The 18,408-nt window shown below is 37.6% G+C and carries 15 protein-coding genes; 4 read left to right on the plus strand and 11 right to left on the minus strand.

Annotated elements, in window-relative coordinates; all coding sequences use genetic code 11:
• Positions 1 to 298: 298 nt before the first annotated feature.
• Positions 299 to 2,872 (plus strand): leucine-rich repeat domain-containing protein, encoded by a 2,574-nt coding sequence (locus tag AABK36_RS18465; protein ID WP_309936620.1) that lies wholly within the window; start codon positions 299 to 301, stop codon positions 2,870 to 2,872.
• A gap of 44 nt (positions 2,873 to 2,916) precedes the next feature.
• Here the strand turns inward: AABK36_RS18465 and AABK36_RS18470 are convergent, their stop codons facing one another.
• The 11 genes from AABK36_RS18470 to mltG form a co-directional block, all read right to left on the minus strand.
• The gene (locus AABK36_RS18470; RefSeq protein ID WP_309936621.1) at positions 2,917 to 3,306 is read right to left on the minus strand and encodes a VOC family protein; all 390 of its coding nucleotides are present in this window, start codon (positions 3,304 to 3,306) and stop codon (positions 2,917 to 2,919) included.
• Between the two features lie 73 nt (positions 3,307 to 3,379).
• Positions 3,380 to 4,162 carry a helix-turn-helix domain-containing protein gene (locus tag AABK36_RS18475; protein ID WP_309936622.1) on the minus strand — a complete coding sequence of 261 codons (783 nt, stop codon included), beginning with the start codon at positions 4,160 to 4,162 and terminating at the stop codon, positions 3,380 to 3,382.
• 61 nt (positions 4,163 to 4,223) lie between these two features.
• Positions 4,224 to 4,886: an NAD(P)H-binding protein gene (locus tag AABK36_RS18480; protein WP_309936623.1), complete on the minus strand. Its 663-nt coding sequence runs from the start codon at positions 4,884 to 4,886 to the stop codon at positions 4,224 to 4,226.
• A 3-nt stretch (positions 4,887 to 4,889) separates the two neighbouring features.
• The gene (locus tag AABK36_RS18485) at positions 4,890 to 5,789 is read right to left on the minus strand and encodes an oxidoreductase (protein ID WP_309936624.1); all 900 of its coding nucleotides are present in this window, start codon (positions 5,787 to 5,789) and stop codon (positions 4,890 to 4,892) included.
• A gap of 75 nt (positions 5,790 to 5,864) precedes the next feature.
• Complete coding sequence (locus AABK36_RS18490) at positions 5,865 to 6,410, minus strand: Crp/Fnr family transcriptional regulator (RefSeq protein ID WP_309936625.1); 546 nt, start codon at positions 6,408 to 6,410, stop codon at positions 5,865 to 5,867.
• Positions 6,411 to 6,586: 176 nt separating this feature from the next.
• Positions 6,587 to 8,551: a BCCT family transporter gene (locus tag AABK36_RS18495; RefSeq protein WP_309936626.1), complete on the minus strand. Its 1,965-nt coding sequence runs from the start codon at positions 8,549 to 8,551 to the stop codon at positions 6,587 to 6,589.
• Between the two features lie 172 nt (positions 8,552 to 8,723).
• Positions 8,724 to 9,632, minus strand: coding sequence for a DUF6999 family protein (locus AABK36_RS18500; protein ID WP_309936627.1), 909 nt, complete (start codon positions 9,630 to 9,632; stop codon positions 8,724 to 8,726).
• Positions 9,633 to 9,644: 12 nt separating this feature from the next.
• Positions 9,645 to 11,498: an iron-containing redox enzyme family protein gene (locus AABK36_RS18505; protein WP_309936628.1), complete on the minus strand. Its 1,854-nt coding sequence runs from the start codon at positions 11,496 to 11,498 to the stop codon at positions 9,645 to 9,647.
• A complete protein-coding gene (locus tag AABK36_RS18510) occupies positions 11,491 to 12,225 on the minus strand; it encodes a sterol desaturase family protein (RefSeq protein WP_309936629.1) in 735 nt (244 codons plus the stop codon). The genes AABK36_RS18505 and AABK36_RS18510 overlap by 8 nt, the downstream gene beginning before the upstream one ends.
• 93 nt (positions 12,226 to 12,318) lie before the next feature.
• The gene (locus AABK36_RS18515; protein ID WP_309936630.1) at positions 12,319 to 13,056 is read right to left on the minus strand and encodes a hypothetical protein; all 738 of its coding nucleotides are present in this window, start codon (positions 13,054 to 13,056) and stop codon (positions 12,319 to 12,321) included.
• Positions 13,057 to 13,154: 98 nt separating this feature from the next.
• On the minus strand, positions 13,155 to 14,189 hold the full coding sequence (gene mltG, locus AABK36_RS18520) for an endolytic transglycosylase MltG (protein WP_309936632.1): 1,035 nt from the start codon (positions 14,187 to 14,189) through the stop codon (positions 13,155 to 13,157).
• A 121-nt stretch (positions 14,190 to 14,310) separates the two neighbouring features.
• Between mltG and AABK36_RS18525 the strand changes: the two genes are divergently transcribed.
• From AABK36_RS18525 to AABK36_RS18535, 3 genes are all read left to right on the plus strand, one after another.
• The gene (locus AABK36_RS18525; protein ID WP_309936633.1) at positions 14,311 to 14,940 is read left to right on the plus strand and encodes an L-threonylcarbamoyladenylate synthase; all 630 of its coding nucleotides are present in this window, start codon (positions 14,311 to 14,313) and stop codon (positions 14,938 to 14,940) included.
• A gap of 102 nt (positions 14,941 to 15,042) precedes the next feature.
• Positions 15,043 to 15,672 carry a WbqC family protein gene (locus AABK36_RS18530; RefSeq protein ID WP_309936634.1) on the plus strand — a complete coding sequence of 210 codons (630 nt, stop codon included), beginning with the start codon at positions 15,043 to 15,045 and terminating at the stop codon, positions 15,670 to 15,672.
• A gap of 115 nt (positions 15,673 to 15,787) precedes the next feature.
• On the plus strand, positions 15,788 to 18,328 hold the full coding sequence (locus tag AABK36_RS18535; RefSeq protein ID WP_309936635.1) for an ATP-dependent Clp protease ATP-binding subunit: 2,541 nt from the start codon (positions 15,788 to 15,790) through the stop codon (positions 18,326 to 18,328).
• Positions 18,329 to 18,408 lie beyond the last annotated feature (80 nt).

The following is an 18,408-nucleotide window of genomic DNA, read 5'->3' on the forward strand; positions in this document are numbered from 1 at the left end:
CATCTCCATAGGCAACTTGAGCTATATTACCACATGTCAATATTCATCCTATTACTTTGAGGATTCTTGGGCATTTGAACCGAATGCTATTAGCGGCGATGAGAATCATTAATAAAGATTTTTTTATAATATTCAAGGCTGCATGATAAATTGACAGCCTTATTACTTGCTTTTTACAGCATCAACTTCATTTATACAAAATCCAAATTAATCATTCTTTTATCAATTAAAGCTAAGCATCTCATTATATATTAACATTTTATTATTATTTTTATTCCTCCAAACAATAAAGACAACAATGTTCAACAACAAACTACAAATATTTCTAGCAACCTGCTTATTCTTTGCAGTTAGTTCATGCAGTGAATTTTTAAAACAAATTGAGATTCCTGAAACTAATCCAACTGTTGGAACTAACACAGGCATCCAAGCCACTAATCAAGAAAACCAAATCATCCAGTCTGTAATTTCCAGTGAAACTGTCAAAAGCGACCTGATGATTTTCGTCAAGGACACTGAAGGTCAATCCCTCAGTGAAGCAACTATCAACATTTCGGACGAAAATTTCACAACTGATATCAATGGTTTCATTCTCTTGGAAAATATTGAAGTCAATAAAGACTTCGTCGCTGTCAAAGCCAGCAAAGAAAACTATGTCGAAGCGATCAAAACTGTCCGAACTTCTGACAGCGGACTTTCGACGGTATACCTTTATTTGAAAGACGCTCCTGAAGCTAAAGTATTCACAGCAAGCGAAGGCGCTACTGTAGAGTATGAAGAGATCACTTTGGTATTCCCTGAAAATGCTATCGCTGATCAAGATGGCAATCGCTACGAAGGAAATGTAAACACATCGATCACATATTATGATCCGACGGCAGAAGACTTTGAAGAAACTATGCCAGGGATATTGGTCGGAATTGACGAAGATGAGAATATTGTAGGTCTCATCTCTCGCGGGATGATCAAAGTAGACCTGAGAGACGATGAAGGCAATGAGCTGGAAATCTTCGAAGGGGAAGAAGTGGAAATCAGAATGCCGGCAGGCGATAACGCTCCGCAGACAATCCCACTTTGGCACTTGAATGAAAAGCACGGACTATGGATGGAAACTGCTACAGCCACGCTCCAAGGTGATGAATATGTCGTCAATGTAAAACATTTCTCAACTTACAATCTCGACTTCAAGATCGAAGACAGCATCGAACCAACGATTATCATCAAAGACCAAGACGGCAACTTAATCAAAAACCAAGAAATCGAGGTAAAAGTAAACTCTGACCAAGGAAATGCTTCCAAAAATATCGCTACAGATGAAAATGCCGAATTCAAACTTATCAATGCTCCAAAAGGAGACTATACTTTTGAGCTAGAGACTATATGTGGTGAAATAAAATCAGCTTCTGTCGCTCTGGATGAAACAAAGACCTATGAAGTCACTATCGACCTAAGCTCAGAACAGAGCATAGTCAATCTGAACCTCTCTGGTAATCTAAAACAATGCGAAGAGAATTATAGTAATAAAGCATTTGCCATATCATTTGACTTGAATGGTAGCAAAAAATATCTGGGTGGATATACAAATGCTGAAGGTGAATTCGAAATACAAAAAGTATTATGCGATATGTCTGAAGGAGATTATCCTGCGAAAGTTATTATTATAGATGATGAAGTTCAGTTGAGCCAAGACTTTACAATTACTATTTCAGAGACCAACAAAACATATGATTTCAATCTTTGTGAAGGGAGTATAGGTACAGAAATCATTGATGAACTGGACGATAATTTTATTATTATTTTTGATGATGAGATACTACAAATTAATATAATATATGAATTAGGTTTGGAGCCTAATACAACTATTACATACGGTCACATTAAAGATATCGATAGTCTATATATTGGACTTGGTGATGGTAAAAATGGGGTAGAATCAATAAATGGGATGGAATACTTTACAAACCTGACTTATCTAGAGATATTTGGTGGTACCTTTTCAGACATATCCCCACTTGCAGCTCTAAGTCAACTTGAAGAACTTGATCTGGGACATAATCTTATAAGTGATATTTCTAACTTAACCAGCCTTAATAATCTCAAGGTATTAAATTTGAGTTCCTGTTATAATTTAGATCTTTCTACTATTTCAAATCTGAATGGCCTTACGAAACTTGATATTAGCAGAAATTATCACTTAAATAATATTTCACCATTAGCAAACTTAGTAAATCTGGTTGAGCTTAATATGGAGTCTTGTGACAAAACAGATCTATCTGGCTTAGCTAATCTAGTAAATTTAAAAGTTCTTAATTTGGGAGGAAAAACGGATAGAAATGATATTTCAGTTTTAGCCAATCTAACTAATTTGACAAAACTTGATCTCTCTGGTCATTATGATTTATCAAACTTTTCGCCATTAGCTGATCTAACAAATTTGACAGATCTTTCCTTAAATAATAATAGTCAACTAAACGATATTACTCTATTAGCTAATCTAACAAACTTGACAAAGCTTTCCTTAAGAAATAATGGACAACTAATCGATATTTCTCCATTAATTAATCTAACAAACTTGACAAAGCTTTCCATAGATAATAATGATCAACTAACCGATATTTCTCTATTAGCTAATCTAACAAACTTGACCGATCTTTCCTTAAGTAATAATGGACAACTAATCGATATTTCTCCATTAGCTAATCTAACAAATTTAACAACACTTTTCTTAGGTGGTAATCATCAACTAACAGATATTTCTCCATTAAAAAACCTAAATCAATTAGAATATTTGTATTTAAGATACACTGGCTTCACACGAGAGCAAGTCGACGAACTAAAACAAACCATTCCTAATTGCCATATAACTTTTTAAACACCCCAAGCCACTCCACTGCGAGTGGCTTTTGCTTTATCTTTTCATTCTGTCAGTTCAACCCAATTTCCTTCCGCATCTTCCACTACACTCTCGTAATACCCATCTCCTGTTACTCTAGGTTCTCCGACAACCTTATATCCATCTTGCCTCAAAAGCTCGGTGAGTTCATCGACTTTAATTTTGTTTCCCAACGATATAGCAAAGTGCGTTAATCCCAGCTTTTTGGAATGATCAAAAAACGAATCTTCAATATCATCCCTATGCATGATCTCTAACCGCGTATCTGAATTTTCAAATGAAAGAAAGTAAGAACTAAACCCCTTCGTTTCATTAATGTATTTTTCACCAGATTTCATGTTAAAGTATTTCTCATAAAATGCTTTAGCCAAATCCAAATCCCTCACCCAAATTGCCAAATGATCAATCTTCATAGTCTTCTTATTTTGTAAATGATATCGCAAATCTAAAGCGTTACCCATAAGAAAAATTGTATATTTTCGTCACTTACAATAATTTGAAATTATAGTTGACCAAATTTGTCTCTTTATCAGCCTGCTTGATGATTTTTTGATATTTGGAAGGAGTATTATTGGCAAATATTTTAAACTCTCTAATGAAGTGAGCTTGATCAAAATAACCAGACAATGCGCCAACCTCCGTCAAGCTTTCATCACTATCGATCACCGCGCAAAGCGCTTTTCGAAACTTAATCAAACGTTCGAACTTCTTGGGTGAAAGGCCTATAATTTGAGTGAACTTTCTATTGAGTGAAGAATAGCTTGTGCCAGACTTTCTGCAATATTCTTCAATATTAAGATCCAATTCTCCCCATCTAAAATCATGGTAAAATTCACAAATCGGTTTGATCTCCTCGTTTGTCTTAATGCTAAACAAATGATTCAAGCAAGCATATAGCCTATCAATCAACACTTCTGTAGTTACGTACCTCAAGTCCAACTCTAAAGGCATGCTCGCAAAATTATTGAACAATTGCTTTCCCTTTATTCTAAAAAATGGATACGCTCCATAAGCGTAAAATCTGATTCCAATAATTTTCGCGTTAGAACTATAATTGACTTGGCGTATTTCTGTGGCAAGCCCCTCAAGAATTGGATAATCAATCAATTGACCATCCAAATAGTAACTGGAGCGATCAAGAGGAATTATTAGGTTTACATAAGGATGAGGAGGGACAACTGTATTCAAAGCTTCAACGCCACTATCCAAGTACCAAATTCTTTCTATCAATTCGGAATAACTAGAAGCATTGAAGGTTTTCAATTCCATTATAAAATTTGCTTAAGTTTTACTTTGCTCAGTGAGCAAGGAAAGAATATCAACAATAAAATCAAATGAAAACCTCCACTTCATCCCTGTCGTATGTCAAAATTCTCGATGCTTGATTTTGTGAAAGGTGATAAGATTTCAACATCGCCTTTGCCACATCCGAGCCTAATATAGGCTTGTACTTTCCAAGCTTCGGAAATATTTTCACCAATGAAATGAATATTTTCATTGCTCTATTTTCTCCAAATCGTTTTCTCTCCCTCTTTCCCATAAGGCCATTAGGTCTCAAAAAAACTATTTTGTCAAAAGACAACTGCATTGTCGACTCTTCCAGCTCGGCTTTCATTCTTCGATAGTAGTTCTTAGAATCTATATCCTTGAATGGGGATGAAACCAAAACATATGCATTAACTCCATTCTCCGAAGCTAATTTTGCGGACTGAAATTGATACGTATAGTCTACTAAATATTGCTTTTCAGGACTGCCGGCATCCGCTCTGGTCGTGCCAAGGCAAGAAAACAAAACATCCCCTTGAAAAGCTTCCGCATAATCCATAAGCTGGGAAAAATCCACTACAAACACCTTAACTTTAGGATGATCGAAATTCGATTCTCTTCTGACAATCACACGAATCTCATTGCACTCAGAATCGTTGATTAATTCCTGAACCAAATTCTTCCCTACCAAGCCAGTGGCGCCGACAACTACAGCTGTATAAGTCATTTGCTAATACTTTACTCCTGTTACTTCTTCGGATACTTTCCAAAGCTTTTCAGCCAACTGTTGATCGTGAGCTTTTGGACTCATTTTTTCCAATACAGGATAACCTCTTATGCCCCATCGGGGACCATAATACTCCAAAGGTTTAGCTTCAGGATCCGTTGCTGCTCTAAGCGCCGGCAATGCTCCCATCCATACAGGTTGAGCCAATATTCTCGTCAACCATCCTCCAACACCAATCGTTTGTTGTCTTTCTGTAGCGCTCAGTCCTGGATGAGCGGCTAATGATATCGCCGATGATTTGTCCATCTCAAATCTTTGTTGCAAGATTCTCGCAAAAAGAAGATTCGCTAGCTTGCTGTCCCCATAAGATTTCGTTCGATCATATGGACGATTGTTCCAGTTGAGGTCATCAAAATTCAAATCGGCAAATTTATGCCCACCACTGCTCATAGTCACTACCCTCGCATCAGGTGTTTTCACAATAAACGGATACAACAAACCTGTCAAAAGAAAATGTCCATAGTGGTTTGTGGCCATGTGCATCTCAAGTCCTGAAGCTGTTTCTTCTCTTTCCTTCAAATTCACAACACCCGCATTGTTAATCAAAAGATCCAATTGTTCATGGCGCGATTTGAATTCCTCCGCGAATGCTCTGACCGAATCAAAATCCGACAAATCCAATCGAATCACTTCCGCTTCGATTTTTCTGCCGATAGCTCCTTCGATTCTCTTTATCGCATCAAAGCCTTTGCTTTCTGTTCGACAAGCTATAACAATCTCCGCGTTGCGTTTGGCTAATTGCAAGCTGATTTCGTAACCCAAACCTGCATTGCCACCGGTGATAACAGCCACCTTTCCGCTTAAATCAGGCATTAAACTCGTATCCCACTTTTTATTTCCCATGACAGTGTTCACTTTGATTGACAAGAGCAAAGGTGATAATTTTACTCCTTCCAAAGATGAAACTAGTTTCAGGTTTCAAAGTTTATGCTTAAGCTTGCTTAGCCACTGCGGGGTAATGCCTAAAAAATTAGCGACGTACTTGGAAGGCACATTTCGCAGTATATGAGGGTAATTCTCATGCAAATAATGTAGCATTTCCTCGCTACTCAAAACGATAAGCAATGCCCTTAGCTCATTCTTTTCCAAAAGCGTCTTGACGCCATATTCTTGGAACTGGCGAGAAATATTCGTTCTTTCCATCATTGCCTCCACACCCTTCCAATTCAACTCTATCAGTTTGGTGTTTGTGAATGTTTTCAAATGGTATTTGGAAGGCTCTCCCATTACAAGAGACTGCGACACTGTCGCTATCGGATGAAATTCAGGAATAAAAAAATTGATCGCTCTCTCTTCACCCGTAATCGGATGAACATGCAAAAGCACCATGCCACCCTTCAGGATCAAATAAAGCTTTGTGGCTTTTTCTCCATACCTCACCAAGGTCTTGTGGCTTTGCAAGGTAACTTCCTTTCCTATTTTCTTAAATTCTTCAGCCCATGACTCGATGTTGTCTTTTTCCATTTTTTAAAATTTTGACCATATCACCCTCCACATCAATCAACAAAAAATAACTCCCACAGCCAACTAATTTACCTCTCTAGATAGACTTCTCAAAATGCATGCTCATTACGCATCACAAATAACCAAGCACTGCAAAAACAAAAAAGAGAACTTTAAAAGCTCTCTTTATAATGATTTTATCTTTCCACTTCCTCGCTGGTCGTGACATGAAGGTAATGAAAATGCCTTTCGTATTGGGTAATCGCATCGGCGATTATTTGCTCCTTGCTATAACCAAACACATCATAATCTTGTCCACCATTCAACAAGAATACTTCAGCTCTAGAATATTCCTCTCTTGACTTGTTGGCATAATCAGGCACAGCGAAATCCCTTACCTGCACTTCATAGTGAAAATCAACGGCGTCTCCATTATTGATTTTCAAAGCGACGCTCAAATCAGAAATCACTACCTGCACTTCGCTTCCATGCTTCATCAATTCTTCCTTGAATTCCATCAAAGCCGGATAAACTGTTTCCTCCAAAAACACCAATGTTCTTCCTTGGCTTGGATGTCTCGACAAATATTTCACGCGCTCTTTCCAAGAAACATTAGCCAATGTATACTGCACGCTGGTACTGTGATTTTGAATGGAATTCGCCAATAAATAGTCCTGATGCAAAGTTTTGATAAATGCAATCAAGCCTATTATAATCAAAAACATCAAAGGAAAAGCCGAAGCTATCGTCATCGTCTGCAATGCATCCAATCCACCAGCAATCAATAAAGCTATCGCCACAAAACCTTCCAATACGGCCCAAAAAACTCTTTGCCATACTGGCGGATGTTCCTTCCCTCCAGAAGCCAAAGTGTCAATCACCAACGATCCAGAATCCGAAGAGCTCACAAAAAATGTAACGACCAACAATAGCCCGATCACAGAGAGAATATTCGTCAATGGCAAATATTCGAACATTTTGAATAAAGCTATTGGAACATTTTCCGTAGCTACTTGAATAAACTCCTCGCCTCCAGCAGAACCGGCGATTTCAATAGCAGTATTCCCGAATACGGTAAACCACAAAAAAGCAAAAGACGCCGGAATGAATAAAGTACCGATGATAAACTCTCTGATCGTTCGGCCTCTTGATATTCTTGCGATAAACATTCCTACAAATGGGGACCATGAAACCCACCATCCCCAATAAAGCAATGTCCAACCGCCAAGCCAAGATTCATTCTTTTCGTAAGCGTATAAATTAAATGTCTTGTGAACAAAATCAGATAAATAAGCGCCAGTATTTTGAACATACGCCTTGAGCAAGTCCACCGAATTTCCCAATATCAAAACCAAACCCAACAATAATACCGCTAAAATCAAATTGACATTGGAAAGCTTCTTGATGCCTCCATCAAGTCCTAAAACCACGGAAATCGTCGCCATAGCGGTGATGCCTATAATAAGTCCCACTTGCACATACAAATTGACAGGAACTCCAAAAAGATAGTTCAAGCCTGCATTCACCTGAGAAACACCATAGCCCAACGATGATGCAACACCGAACATGGTTCCAATGACAGCGAAAGTATCAATAAAATCTCCTGCTCTTCCGTGAATTTTATCTCCTAGGATAGGATAAAATATCGACCTTGGCAATAAAGGCAGGTCTTTTCTATAAGCAAAATAAGCCAATATTACTGCTAGCGTAGCATATATAGCCCAAGCATGCAAGCCCCAATGAAAGAATGTAATCTTCATGGCGTCTTTCGCCGCCTCAACGCTCAAAGGATCCGCCGCCGGGGGCGCGCTATAATGCATCAAGGGTTCTGCTACTCCAAAAAACAATAAGCCAATTCCCATACCCGCTGAAAATAGCATCGCAAACCATGAAGTGTCGCTATATTCCGGTTCTGAATGATCTGGTCCCAGTTTAATGTCTCCTTTTCGAGAAGCGATCAACCAAATACAAAAAAACACCATTATTGCCACCGAAAGGATATAAATCCAACTGGTATTCGCAATCAGCCAGCCCTGCACAACTTTAAAAACTCCGCTCAAAGCCTCAGGCGCAACCGCGCTGGAAACAGTGACGATTAAAATGATCAAACAAGAACTTAAAAATACTACAGGATTAAATGACTTATTTTTAATGAAAAACATAAAATGAAATATGGTGAAAACCTATATGACACTTGCCATACACAGGGACTATACCCCTATATTCAACGGATTTCATTGCATGCAAAGTATTTAGACCTGCAAGACATCTGGAAATAGCACTAAATTAATTATTGCTTAGGCATGCGGATTTATTTTGACTTGTGCGAAAGGTTTAAACCTGAACTGTTCCATTTTCAGGCAACACCACTCCATCTCTTGGAATACCTTGTTTGATCTTAACTAGTACCTCATGAAGTGACTCTGCGGCCAAGCCATGTAATACCAGTCTGAAAGCTGCACTATAGGTCGTTACTGGTACCATAGGGTGTCGATTGTTGACCAAACCTATATGTCCGGGTGTACCAAGTATCTGAGAAGTATATATGGCTATCGTTTCATCCAGCTGGAGTGAATTGGAAGCTCTTACAAAATCATTTGCTGTGAGAAATAACTGATAAAAGGGTGTAAACAGTTCTATCGCCGACCTAAGATCAAGTACATTCGTCCATTTATCAGGAAAATCTATATGATCAAACTGATCTTCGCTGATCATACTCAAGTTCAATTGTTCCTTTTTCTGAATATGAACTTGATGGGTCTGAAGTTGATGATTCAGGTTTATAACAAAATTATAGAGGTTCAGATCATGATCAAGAAACAAATCATCCTTTACATCCTCAAAATTCTTTGGCTTCAAAGGACTCGTCTTCATCTCTATCCCATCTATATTACCAGCTATAAACTGAAGTATCTCACTGCCCACATGAAAATGACGAAAGATCAGTAGGTTGGCATCAGCACTGACAAAATTCTTCAACCCCCAAGCTAATATTCTGTGCAGTATTTTCGATGAATTAATCAACTTCGGGAAGAAAAATTTAAACACATGAATAAAGAACATACTGACCTTAGAGCTGAACCAAACAATCGGAAATAGATATCTCTTAGCCTTGGAGTCATTATCTCTCATCAGAGCTTCTTTGGTCTTTTTATTGATATCAATACTTGTGTCCAAATACATCGCCAGCCAGGGATTCGGATCCCGACTGTCATGTGTTTCTATATTCAAAAAATCTGTCATAAATCTGCTAATTTAATAATTACCTAATTCTTCTAACTGCATATGATAAAGTCTCGCTGTGATCTTGGCTGTTTGCGCTATCTTCTGGGCAAGTTCCATATGCATCAAAGGATGATTAAGTGCTTCTTCTAATCTATGAAAATGATTCTCGTCGGCAACGCCATGATAAGTAAAAAAGGACACCTGATTCTCATCCAAGTTCAGTTGGTCTTTGATCATCTCTCCCCAGTATCCTGCTAGTCGCTTTCCTATGCCCTCTATGATAAACATCGAACCAAGCAAATCAATAGGATTAGGCTGACTTGCCTGCTGAAACATAAATGAAGAAAGAGCTATGCTACCCAGATTCTTGGGACTCGACTGAATATCTTCAAGACTTTCTCCAAGTGCCTGATAATTTTTTTCTAATAACTGAAAATCCTTATGCTCCGTAGCCGTATGTTTGATAAAAGCTGATCGTAATTCAAACAAATCAATAGAGATATTGGAAGCTGCACGAGAGATCCATTGTGAGCCATCAATCACCTGTTGTCTCAAATCCCTGATCAATAACTTATAATCTTCCAGCGTTAATTTGCCACTGTGAATCTTCTTTACGACAGGCACTTGAAGTAATTTGGTCTCAAATTCTATCCATATCTGGCTCAACTGTCGAACCAACCATTCTGAGGTAGGGTTTTTCTCTACAACCAACTCTGGTGCCTCGATTTTTCTGACAGGATAATCCTTCAATAAGCTGGCTGATTCTGGTGCATGAACGGTCAACATCATAAATGAAGTGATAAACCTACCACTCTCAGGCACCATACAAAGAATTTTCTGACCATTTTTTAAACTCCCTGAATATGTGAGTTCTTCCAGCATGATGAAAATTGAAGCCGCTCCAGTATTCCCTTTTGTGCACAGATTGGTAAACCAACGATCTTCAGGGATCATACCTCCTCCTTTTTTCATCAACTCCTGTATAGGCTTCTTAAAAAACTCAGAAGAATAATGGCAACACAAGCAATCCACTTCCTCTGCATTTATTTTTCCTTGATCAATTAAGTCAAAATAATGCGCCACACCGGTTTTGACAACCTGATCAAGTTGGCGTATATCTTGCTTTAGATTGATAGCTTCGGCTTGAGAAGCGGATTCATATGAATCATAATCCAGCCAGCTTTTCGTATTATCCTGATTATTATTCTGCCCGGCATACATACAAAGATCCTGCTGATGAGCATGAGACTTAATATCAATCCATTCTATCTCCAATGAATAAGACCTTGGATTCTTTTCTGGCTGTAAGACAAAAGCTCCGGCTCCATCAGAAAGCATCCATCTCAAAAACTCTGTATCAAATGACAACTGACTCACTCCCTGAGCTTCGTATCTCGAAGCTTTAAACAGCCTACTGGCAAATTCACTCCCGACTACTGCCGCAGCCTTCTTTTCTCCTGACCTGATCTGAAGATCAGCATCCCTTAGTGCCATCATTCCGCTGGCGCATACGCTCTGAAAACTTGCAAGCTCACATGCATCCAAAGAAGAATGCCCATGTACCATACTGGCAAATCCCGGTATAGGCAGATCTGCCTGAGTCGTACCCGTAGCCAGCAACTCAATGCTTTTGGTATCTACTGATGATTTCTCTAAGGCTGATTCAAGCGCTTTGGCTGCCATCTCTGCATTAGAATGAGTGCTTTGTTGCTGCTTGTCTATGGCATAGTACCTCTGCTTTATTCCATTCTGGTTGAGTATTCTTTGTCGGGCAACACTCGGCTTATCTGCTATTCTACCCAGATACTCCTCCATTTCTTCATTATTAACAGGTTCATTGGGCAAATAAGTTCCCAAGCCTGTGATATATGTTTTATTAGTCATTTCGTTGTGTTAGTTGTTTGATTTTTAGGTTAATCTCATCAAAAACGTAAGAAACAAAGCCAAAGTTGTCTTTACCACGGCGATGATGATTATGATGACGGGAACTCATACTCGTAAATCGAGCTATTTTTCCACATAAAATATAATTGGAATGTCCTATAAAATTAAAAAATATACTGCATATCGGATAAAGTGCTATCGCCATTGGTGATAGTTTTATAAAGGGAATCAATGTGATCGGAACAGTACTCAACAGCAGCGCTTCCAACCAATGAAAACTGAACACTGACTGATAAGTCGGAACTCTGGATCGATGATGAATAAAATGTACATTTTTTATCAACCAAGGAGTGTGCATCAGCCTGTGAACTATGAAAAAATGAATTTCATTCCATACATTCAATGCTAATAAACCTACAAGAACATTCACTAAAGTATTGTCTGCAAACCAACTTGATTCATGTCGAAGCAGATAAATGATCGGTAAGCTCGAAAAGCCAAATATAAGTATAGAGTGAAGGGAATCTCTGACCTCTAATTTCTTCTGACTTTCACTTACCTTTTCTCTTGACAACTTTCTTATCCATGCTTTTTTCTCAAGCAAATTGCTTAACAGAGAAAACAATAACACTCCCCCAAAATACAGCAAAAGAAAATATATAGCAGTGAGAACATACCACTCGAAGTAGGAAAGTTCATCTATGAGTTTATATATAAGTTTATCCATTTAGCTCACATAAGTATATGCTAAATTTACATCAAATAAACATAAAACTATTCCTCAGGAAAAAACTTAAGTTCAATATCAAAATGAAACTCCTTATCTTGATCTCGTTCGCTTTCGCAATTTATTTATCTTGTCATGAAAATAATTTCTTAAATCGCTGAGATATTTTTCTTTGTCAAGCTGGCGTAGCACAACATACAATTGAGAAGCTTGGAGTTCTTCAAGTTCGAATTTCAAATCCCTCAACTCGACTTTGAGCGACCATATTTTCTCATTATGATCAACCTTCATGTCCAATTTTAAATTCGTAAGTCCGCTAAAAATTTGTTGATGCAACCTTCTTAACTGTTCGAGGTTCGCATTTTGATAATGTTCGTTAAGAAGGATTGTCAGCTCGGTAGCCTGTTTGATTTCATCGTCATCATTCGACTGAATTTTATCGGGATGCACTTTGACTACGCCTTCCTTATAAAGACGTTTCAGCTCATTTAAATTTTCATTAACAGCACATGATTTCCTTGTCTCCTTTTGTTGCTTGCTTACTAAAGTGTTTTCTTTGGTGCGAAAGTTCTTTCCTTTTCTTTTTTGCTCTCTTCTTTTCTCTTTCTTGAGCTTCTTTTGCTCATTATACAAGGCTTGAAGCTTTTGAATTTGCGCAATCTCAACACGCAACTCAGTTCTGATTCTAAGTCTAAAAGCATTGAGTTCAGACTTCACAGTATCAATCTCTTTTTCTGTTCGGTCAATATCAGCCTTCAAAGCTTCTAATTTTTGGGTTTCTTGCTTGCTAATTGACTCTACTTTACACACCTCTTGTTCTAAATTACACACTTAATAAGGTAATTTTCTATCACAGAAAAGAAATCAAATTATACTACAAATGATTCTATGATAGAAATTTACTTAGGGAACTTATAAAGGACAGTATATCACTTAAATATCTTAGCTCTGCTCAGCGCTCTTTGATACTTTGCGGCATTGATATTATGCTCGCTCAAAGTTTTGGCAAAGTTATGAGAACCTGAAAAATCCTCTTTAGCGCAAAAATATAGGTAACTGTGCTTTTCAAAATTAAGAACAGCGTCAATGACACGAGCTTCAGGAAGATTAATAGGCCCAGGAGGCAGTCCCGCATACTTATATGTATTGTATGGCGAATCAATCTCAAGATGTTCGTTTAATACTCTCTTGATTTCAAAATCTCCAACAGCAAAAACAACCGTCGGATCAGCTTGCAAAGGTATTCCTCTCTTCAATCTATTAATATATACTCCGGCAATAGTAGGTTGCTCTTCAAACACTTTGCTTTCGGCCTGTACTATTGAGGCCAATATGCTGATTTCAACTGGCGTCATTCCTATTTCCGCAGCCTTTGACTTTCTATCCTCATTCCAAAAGCTCTTGTATTGGCTATGTAATTTCTTTATTAACTCATCAGCGTCAATAGTCCAGTACACCTCATAAGTATTGGGAATATACATAGCCATTTTATTCTCATGATTAAAGCCGAACGAAGAAAACAATGTCGAATCATGAAGTACTTTTAGAAACTCTTCAGTCTCTAGCTCAATATTAGCCGTAATCTTCTCCGCAAGATCCAGCGAAGTTCTGACATTATTGAAGGTCACAGTCAATGGATCCTGATCACCAGCTCTTAGTTTCCTTACTGCCTCAACATTATTCATATTGGGTTCAAAAACATATCTTCCCGGCTTAATGTTATCTTGGTACTTCAGTATTTTGGACACAAAGCTGAATGATACCATATCTTGAACCACATCTTGGTCATACATGATATTTTGCACATCGCGAAATGTGCTGTTCGCTGGTATGAATACTGTTTGAGGCTGTTTGCTCACTAGTATGTTAGGTCCAGTAAACATTTGATAAAAATAAAATATAAATGACGAACCTAATGTCGCGAACACTATCAACGCAATAACGAATATTTTCCTTTTTTCCATAGTACACAAAAATAAGCAATAATTCACAATCCTTGAAAATATGCTTTGGATTCATATACAACAACGCATCCTTTTGTAGTGAATTATATGTAAATTGGCAAGAATACTAAACAAATAGCATATGGCAGCTGAATTCGTAAAACTCTACCCGGACAATCCTCAAGAAAAAATAATCGAAAAGGTTAGCAATACGTTGAAAAGCGGAGGAGTAGTCATCTATCCAACAGATACTGTTTACGCGATTGGCTGCGATATTTTCAATAGCAAAGCCATAGAGAAAGTAGCTCAAATCAAAAATATGAAGGCAAAGGAAGCCGAATTTTCTTTTATCTGCTTCGATCTAAGCGACATATCTCAATATGTGAAGAGCCTTTCCACTCCGCAATTTAAAGTAATGAAAAAAGCTCTTCCGGGGCCTTTTACTTTTATTCTAAATTCCAGTTCCAAAGTCCCTAAAATACTCGGCAGAAAGAAAAAAACCGTTGGTATCAGGGTTCCTGACAATAATATACCAAGACAAATTGTCAAAAGTTTAGGCAATCCGATTATCACCACTTCGATCATAGACGAAGATGAGATTTTAGAATATTCCACCGATCCGGAATTGATTTATGAAAAATATCAAAACCAAGTGGATATAATCATTGATGGCGGATACGGCAATAACATAGCCTCTACCATTGTCAATGCAACCACTGATTCATTCGAAGTAATCAGAGAGGGACTCGGGGATATATCACAATATATTTAATAGGTTTAAAATTTTTAATCTTGATAAAATAATTTAACCTAAATATCATCGTTTAGCATTTATCATTAATTAGCTATTGATTATTAAATTAACTCGTAATAAATGAAAGAAAATAATTTGGTCATAGATCTGCAGTATTTACCACCTATAGAATACTTTTTCACTATCGCCGAATACACCCACGTATACTTTGACCTAACTGAGAGATACCAAAAACAATCTTATAGAAACAGATGTCGAATACTTATGTCCAACAAAATCATGGACTTGACTATTCCGATTGAAAAAGGTAATAAAAAGCCTGTAATACAACATGCCAAAATTGATTACAAAGAGAAATGGCATTTGACACATTGGAGATCTTTGCAAACTGCTTACGGCAAATCACCTTTTTTTGAGTACTACAGCTTTTACTTTGAAAAAATCTTAGCAAAAAAGCATGAAAAGTTAGTGGATTTGAACATTGAATTGATTAATTTAATATGTAAATTATTACAAATAGAGAGCAGTCTTCATTTGATAACAAAAAGTGAAGATTTTCCAGATTCCTTTGATGATTTCAGGTCAAAAATTCATCCTAAAAAGGAATCTTCAAATGCCAATTTTTCAGCATCTCCATACCAACAAGTCTTTGGAGAGAAATTTGTTAAGAACTTGAGTACCGTGGATCTCATTTTTTGCGAGGGAACAAACAGTTCGGAAGTTTTGAGAAAATCAATCCTTCAAATGTAGAACAAAGCATTTTTCTTTGCGTTAGAATAATACTATATCCACTTATAAAATTTTAATCACCTTCTCACTGCGAGCGTCAGTGTTCGCATAGACAAGAAAGAAAGGGTCTAAATATATGGAAGCAAAATTTTCAAATAGAGTCAAAGAAGTAATCTCCTTAAGCCGTGAGGAAGCTCTCCGCTTAGGCCATGATTACATCGGCACCGAACATTTACTTTTGGGAATGGTAAGAGAAGGTGAGGGTGTAGCCGTTAGCATCCTGAAAAAGTTGGGCGTGTCTCTTGATGAACTTAAAGATTCAATTGAACAGGCTACAAAAGGCACTGCGCTAGGGAATGCCAATGACAACAAGGCCAATATACCTCTCACCAGACAATCCGAAAAAGTGCTTAAAATCACTTATCTTGAAGCAAAAATTTTTAAAAGCGCTGTCATAGGCACCGAACATTTGCTTTTGTCTCTTTTAAGAGATGAAGATAACATAGCTACTCAGATTTTGGAAAAATATGATGTAAGCTATGACATGGTCAAAGAACTACTTGAGCTTAAAACCGAAGACAGCCAAGAAGACACTGCTTCTACGATTTTAGGAAGCACTGTGGGCGGATCTTCAGGTTCAATCGGCGGAGGATCAAGCAAAGGTGAAGGCTCGTCCAAAGGCGAAAAATCCAAAACTCCTGTATTGGACAACTTCGGCAGAGATCTTACTAAAATGGCCGAAGAAGACAAACTTGATCCAATTGTTGGTAGAGACAAAGAGATAGAAAGAGTAGCTCAAATCCTAAGCCGTAGAAAGAAAAACAACCCGATACTCATAGGAGAGCCCGGTGTTGGTAAGACAGCTATAGCTGAAGGATTAGCCTTAAGAATCAATCAGAAAAAAGTATCTAGAGTTCTTTTCAATAAAAGAGTTGTTACATTGGATTTAGCATCTCTTGTAGCCGGCACAAAATACAGAGGCCAGTTTGAAGAAAGAATGAAGGCCGTAATGAGCGAACTGGAAAAATCTCCAGAAATCATTCTTTTCATTGACGAGTTGCATACTATTGTTGGCGCAGGTGGAGCTTCTGGTTCTCTTGATGCTTCCAACATGTTCAAGCCTGCACTTGCAAGAGGGGAAATCCAATGCATCGGAGCTACGACACTTGACGAATACAGACAATATATTGAGAAAGATGGCGCTTTAGCGAGAAGATTCCAACAAGTGATGGTTGACGCAACCACACCTGAGGAAACAATGGAAATTCTCAATAATATTAAAGCTAAATACGAAGATCATCATCATGTAGTCTTTACAGATGAAGCTTTATTGGCATGTGTCAAATTGTCAGACAGATATATCAGCGATAGATTCTTGCCAGATAAAGCTATTGATGTAATGGATGAAGCCGGAGCTAGAGTTCATATCAACAACATTCACGTTCCTGACTCAATTTTAACTTTGGAAAAAGCCATTGAGGATATCAAGGCTGAAAAGAACAAAGTTGTCAAAAGCCAGAAATATGAAGAAGCTGCTCAATTAAGAGATAAAGAGAAAAAACTAATCGAGCAATTAGAAAAAGCCAAAGCTGAGTGGGAAGAAGAAACCAAGACTAAAAGATACACTGTAACTGAGGAAAATGTAGCTGAAGTTATAGCGATGATGACTGGTGTTCCAACCAAAAGAGTTGCTCAAAATGAAAGCGTTAAGCTTAAAGGTATGGGCAATGAACTTAAAGATAAAGTAATTGGCCAAGACGAAGCTATTAACAAGCTTGTGAAAGCTATTCAAAGAACGAGAGTTGGTCTAAAGGATCCTAAAAAGCCAATCGGTTCGTTTATTTTCTTAGGTCCAACAGGTGTTGGTAAGACAGAATTAGCTAAAGTACTTTCTACATATCTTTTTGACAAAGAAGATGCTCTTGTCAGAATAGATATGAGTGAATACATGGAGAAATTCTCTGTATCAAGACTGGTAGGAGCACCTCCGGGATACGTTGGTTATGAAGAAGGCGGACAGCTTACTGAGAAAGTAAGAAGAAAACCATACTCAGTAGTCTTGCTTGATGAAATAGAAAAAGCGCACCCAGATGTCTTCAATCTTCTGCTACAGGTTCTTGACGATGGTATACTTACTGATGGACTTGGAAGAAGAGTCGATTTTAGAAATACGATCATCATCATGACATCAAACATTGGTGTTAGGGATTTAAAAGACTTTGGAACAGGAATTGGTTTTGCCACTCAAGCTAAAAAGGAAAATGAAGAAGAGCACATGAAGCTAACTATTCAAAATGCTCTGAAAAAAGCCTTTAGCCCTGAGTTTTTGAATCGTCTGGACGATGTTATTGTCTTCAACCATTTGGCTCAAAAAGACATACATCAAATCATTGATATTGCTCTTAAGAAGCTATTCAAACGTATCGAGGAACTTGGATATACAGTCAAGCTTACTGACAAAGCCAAAGATTTCTTAGCTACTAAAGGATATGACCAACAATATGGAGCTAGACCTTTGCATAGAGCTATTCAAAAATACCTTGAAGATGCTGTTGCGGAGGAAATACTAAATGGCAACTTGGAAGAAGGGGATATCATCCTAGCTGATCATTCAAAAGATTCGCAAGAACTTAAAGTAACTATTGAGAAAAACAATAAAACATCAAAAGAGAGTTAAACACTCTCTTTTGATCAACAAAAAAGCCTTGGCAAAACTGCCAAGGCTTTTTTATGCTTATTAGCATCTATATTTTTATT

The organism is Aureibacter tunicatorum (genome assembly GCF_036492635.1).
Taxonomy (GTDB): Bacteria; Bacteroidota; Bacteroidia; order Cytophagales; family Cyclobacteriaceae; genus Aureibacter; species Aureibacter tunicatorum.

What these genes read in the sequence shown, in the direction of transcription:
- AABK36_RS18465 (WP_309936620.1), top strand. Translation starts at nt 299, where the DNA reads ATGTTCAACAACAAACTACAAATATTTCTAGCAACCTGCTTATTCTTT.
- AABK36_RS18470 (WP_309936621.1), bottom strand. Translation starts at nt 3,306, where the DNA reads ATGAAGATTGATCATTTGGCAATTTGGGTGAGGGATTTGGATTTGGCT.
- AABK36_RS18475 (WP_309936622.1), bottom strand. Translation starts at nt 4,162, where the DNA reads ATGGAATTGAAAACCTTCAATGCTTCTAGTTATTCCGAATTGATAGAA.
- AABK36_RS18480 (WP_309936623.1), bottom strand. Translation starts at nt 4,886, where the DNA reads ATGACTTATACAGCTGTAGTTGTCGGCGCCACTGGCTTGGTAGGGAAG.
- AABK36_RS18485 (WP_309936624.1), bottom strand. Translation starts at nt 5,789, where the DNA reads ATGGGAAATAAAAAGTGGGATACGAGTTTAATGCCTGATTTAAGCGGA.
- AABK36_RS18490 (WP_309936625.1), bottom strand. Translation starts at nt 6,410, where the DNA reads ATGGAAAAAGACAACATCGAGTCATGGGCTGAAGAATTTAAGAAAATA.
- AABK36_RS18495 (WP_309936626.1), bottom strand. Translation starts at nt 8,551, where the DNA reads ATGTTTTTCATTAAAAATAAGTCATTTAATCCTGTAGTATTTTTAAGT.
- AABK36_RS18500 (WP_309936627.1), bottom strand. Translation starts at nt 9,632, where the DNA reads ATGACAGATTTTTTGAATATAGAAACACATGACAGTCGGGATCCGAAT.
- AABK36_RS18505 (WP_309936628.1), bottom strand. Translation starts at nt 11,498, where the DNA reads ATGACTAATAAAACATATATCACAGGCTTGGGAACTTATTTGCCCAAT.
- AABK36_RS18510 (WP_309936629.1), bottom strand. Translation starts at nt 12,225, where the DNA reads ATGGATAAACTTATATATAAACTCATAGATGAACTTTCCTACTTCGAG.
- mltG (WP_309936632.1), bottom strand. Translation starts at nt 14,189, where the DNA reads ATGGAAAAAAGGAAAATATTCGTTATTGCGTTGATAGTGTTCGCGACA.
- AABK36_RS18525 (WP_309936633.1), top strand. Translation starts at nt 14,311, where the DNA reads ATGGCAGCTGAATTCGTAAAACTCTACCCGGACAATCCTCAAGAAAAA.
- AABK36_RS18530 (WP_309936634.1), top strand. Translation starts at nt 15,043, where the DNA reads ATGAAAGAAAATAATTTGGTCATAGATCTGCAGTATTTACCACCTATA.
- AABK36_RS18535 (WP_309936635.1), top strand. Translation starts at nt 15,788, where the DNA reads ATGGAAGCAAAATTTTCAAATAGAGTCAAAGAAGTAATCTCCTTAAGC.